This window comes from Nitrospira sp. BLG_2, from assembly GCF_049222245.1.
In genome coordinates this window covers 1-4,001 of sequence record NZ_JBLYIG010000067.1, presented here as the reverse complement: position 1 = coordinate 4,001, position 4,001 = coordinate 1, and the positions used below count along the sequence as shown (strand labels likewise).

At 57.2% G+C, this 4,001-nt stretch carries 2 protein-coding genes; both read right to left on the bottom strand.

Annotated features, from left to right (window positions below; translation table 11 throughout):
- Positions 1-1,791 (bottom strand): DUF6603 domain-containing protein (locus ACOSYY_RS01825; RefSeq protein ID WP_421660560.1); only part of this gene is annotated, 1,791 nt, incomplete at its 3' end.
- Positions 1,788-4,001: phospholipase D-like domain-containing protein (locus tag ACOSYY_RS01820; RefSeq protein ID WP_421660559.1), on the bottom strand; the 2,214-nt coding region annotated here is incomplete at its 5' end. The genes ACOSYY_RS01825 and ACOSYY_RS01820, both read right to left, overlap by 4 nt.

The following is a 4,001-nucleotide window of genomic DNA, read 5'->3' as shown; positions in this document are numbered from 1 at the left end:
CCCGATGCCGGTCAGGGTGAAGCCGAAGCCCAGTTGAATGGGGGTAAACCGCTCGACGAAGAGAATCAGCACGAGTGAGTAGCCTTGGCTGCCGTCGGGAAGGCGGGTGGAGAGCAGGCCGATGGCGTTGACGGCGATCTTCTCCGCGATCTCAAGTTGCAACACACCGCTGTATTCGTGTTTCTCCACCTCGAACCGCAAAAAGCCGCCACCGACAACGCCCGGAGCGTTGATCGCAAGACCGACTCCACTTGGCGGAACAGGCCGAATCGTGAGATCAGCGGAACCCAGACTGCCTGGTCCAGGTGTGATGGCCGCCCGCATACCGAGCTGGTCCACGATGAGCACTACCGGACCGATTTTTACCGACACACCGACGCCGGCGGAGAGCGAAATGCCTGCATCCTGGGTTGCTAACGCGAGGTGCAGTGCGTCAATGGTGACGGGTCCGATCGTGCGGCCCAACGTTTGGCTGATCTTCAGCTCAGCCCGACCACTCAGTCGAACTCCGTTGCGGTGAGACCATGACACATCGACATCCGCATCGACCGTGAGACCATCATCCGATACCGAGCCGAGGAACGGCACATCCTCCGGTTTGACGGTAAGCTTGCCACCCTTGAGCTCGAGACGAACGATGGCATCAGTCCGCCCGTTGTCTACCAGCGCGCCAACCGAAACCGCGATTGACGTGGCTTCGACCGTTGCTCCTCCAGCCGATATCAGAGTCATCGGCGGCGCGGTTGTCGGCATCGCCAGCGTCAGGTCAAGGTTGATCTCGGCGCCTGCGCCACCAACAGCGGCCTGCGCTTTATTGAGATTGGTATGCAAGGCCGGATCTTTGTCGGGTCGAAACACGAGGGCGATTCCACTCCCGAGATCAGCCTTGGCTGACATCCCCACCGAGATGATCGAGGATAAAGGCAGTCGAATCGCGGCGGCACCTTCCGCATACGGCGCCAGACCGAGCCCGCCGTCAACACCGCCGACACTCGTAGGAGGCAGTCCAAACACCGAGATTCCGGCTTCGCCTGAGAGCGGCCCGGCCGAGCCCAGCAACGGGAGCAACAGTTGGAGTTGCGGCGGGTGATCGGCCGATGGACTCCCGTGCATTCGCGCCAGGGGAATCCCCGGCAACTTGCGATGTCTGACCTCCGCGGCGATATGTTGAAGTACTGCGCCGATACGGATCACCAACGTGTCCGGGTCGAATGCCGGTGTGCCCCAGCCGTAAGTTTCACGAAAGAGGCCCGTCGGATCTGTGAACAGTTTTGGGACGCGATCCCAGTGCACGACATGGCGGATGTGAGGCACTTGAAACTTTGCCGGGTCGGCATCGAGCCTTTTCAATTCAAACCATCCGAGCAACGCCGCGACATCGAAGACGGGTGGCGAAGCGATTGCTGTCGATTGGATCAGATAAAGATCAAAAAGCCGCGTAAGAAATTCGTCCTTGATGCGGCTACGATCCAGATATTCTTGTGGCGCTTCAAGCCGAAGGTGGCGTAATTCGCCGATTACATCGAACACTGCATCCGCGAGCTGAGCGAGCGCAAGGGCCTGATCTTCAGCTGCCGCTACGGGGTCGCGAGCGAGATCCGACCACTTCGTGAGCTGAACGCCCACACGCTCCATATCCAGCCCGGCAAGACCGATGTCTTCAACTCCTGGCGGCAGATCCCAACCGAGCTTGGCGAGCAACAGACGGGGTCCATCTGTGAATTTGGCGATCGATCCCGCGATCGTCAACGCCGAACCGATTCCTGCCAGCAATGTTTTTTCAGCGCTCACTGCTTGATGTCCTCGCGCTCGGGCATTTTCCTCCACTTCCCGGTAGGGAAGGTGAACCCTCGCGATCCGGTGATCGGACGAATTTTCGATGTTGCCACGTTGAGCTTGACTTCGAGAAGAGCGGCGAGGTGCTTACGCGGGGTGTCAAGACATCCTCCGTCCTCCTTCGGATACTCAAGCACAAACCCTGGTAAGTCTTCGCGTCTAGCCTCTCTAATATGCTGAAGCGCACTCAGTGCGGCGGGGCGCCAGAGTGTGTCGAGCCACTTGTGATCGGGGCCATGCATCAACGAAGAATCGTTTGCATTGGGTGGCCCGGTTTTCGGAATTCCAAGATGCTCGGCCCACAGCCTGCGTCGCATGAGCTGGGCGAATGTTGTGATAGTTCCTGGGGTCGTTGGAAGAATGTTTAGGTTGAGTTCGCACGCAGTCGTTTCGCCAAAGACCAGTGGACTAAGCAGCAAGTTGTAGTCGAGCGATAGACCATCGAGGTTTGCCGAACCGATGGTGGCCCACGAATCGTCTATGACGGCGCCCTTCGCGTGAATGTAAACCGGAGCGACCCACGGCCGGCCGCTTTCACGCTTGTCATAACTCCAACGAGTAAAGACGCCTACTCGTGGGCCTCCGGCATTCCTAAGCTGTTCGATTCGCTTCCCCTGCCGAGCGGGATAGGTAGGCAAGTCGGGTTTGATCGGAACGACGAGTATGAGCTCGAGGTTCTTGTTCGCCTTCAACGCCGCAACCAAGCCGTCTGTAATCACGCTGTCGGTGAAGTATTGGGTCTCAAGGTAGATGTAGTGCTTCGCTGCAGCGAAGGCCCGCAGATACCCTTCGAGAATTCCTTTTTCACTCGCGCCATTGAGTTCTTTGAGTCCTTTTTTGAAACGCTTGCCGCTCATGGTGCGCACGACCTGCAGTTTCGCCACGGCGTCCTCTCCTGTGGTCTGCGTGTTGGAAGGAATGTTCTCGGGCAACGCCTTGAGCTCCTCGGACTCCGAGAGGTCTTCATTCCAGTACAGATGAAAGGATTTGAGCAGGTCACGAGCGGCAGGTCCCACAACGGCCATGCTCAGGTCATGGACCATGTCTGCAGTGTTTTCACCTCGACGCGGCTCCACAATCCGGTGTTGCAATGTATCCCAGTATCGCTGTGAGAAAGGTGACCCAAGCACCACCGCACGATCGTTGTCCACAATCACCATCTTGCAATGCTGCACGCCTTGGTCCGGCGCTCTTTGTTTGAAACCACGGATGAACAATCGCTCTGCATCGTCTGCGGGCAAACCTGGGCGAAAGTATTTCTTCAACTCATCGACATCTGAGAGCCCGTTGAGGATTGATCTGATCTTGAAGAACTCGAAGATGGCCAGGCCCAGGGTCGCAGCGAGAAATACGGGGAAGAATGCGACGCCCACTCCTATTAAGCCCAGAACGGCGTTCGCTACCGGCAATCCAACAACAGCCACTGGAAGGGCGGCCAATGGCGTGAGGACTGTTAGCCAAAAGATGCCTTCTGGAAATCCAAGTCCTAGCTCGTTCATGAGGATTCTGACGGTTGTGGTTTTGTTAGGGTCCACCAGCGCATTGATCAGTAGTCGTTCGGGTCGCTCGTCGCCCGTTCTAGGTTTGTTAGCCAGAGTTTCTGGCAAGGCTTCGACGGTCTCGATCGGCCTATTTTTGTCGAACCGGAAAACCAGCTCCGCTTTCTCAAAGGGCTCGTTTTTTTCAGGATTTAGATCCTCATTCCGCGGGTGAAACTCCTTCGGCACGCCGAAGAACAGTTGGGTCATGTTGATCGAGCTCGTAGCGAGTTTGATTTCATCCGCGACTCGTCCAAATGCTTCTTCGCCATCGATGAGTAGTTTGACGGCATTGCCATCGCTTACGAACTTTGCCTGTCCGGTGCGATTGGTGACGAGCAGTCCCTCGGCGTCCGCGCGAAGAACGGTGATATCGCCCATGTCGATGTTGTCTTGCGTGAGGAAGGCTTCTCGATCGGAACTCAATTGGCGCCCGACCGGATCGACGACTCGCACTCGAATTGAAGGTGTGATCGAACCGGCCGCGGTCTCTGACGCACGTATTGGGACATCGCCGGGCTCGAATTCAAGGGTGAAGTTCCCACCAATGACCTCGACTTTCGCTGCTTTGTCGGTCGTCAGCAACCAGTTCGCAAGGGCCACGACCTTTACGTTTTCCATCGGTCT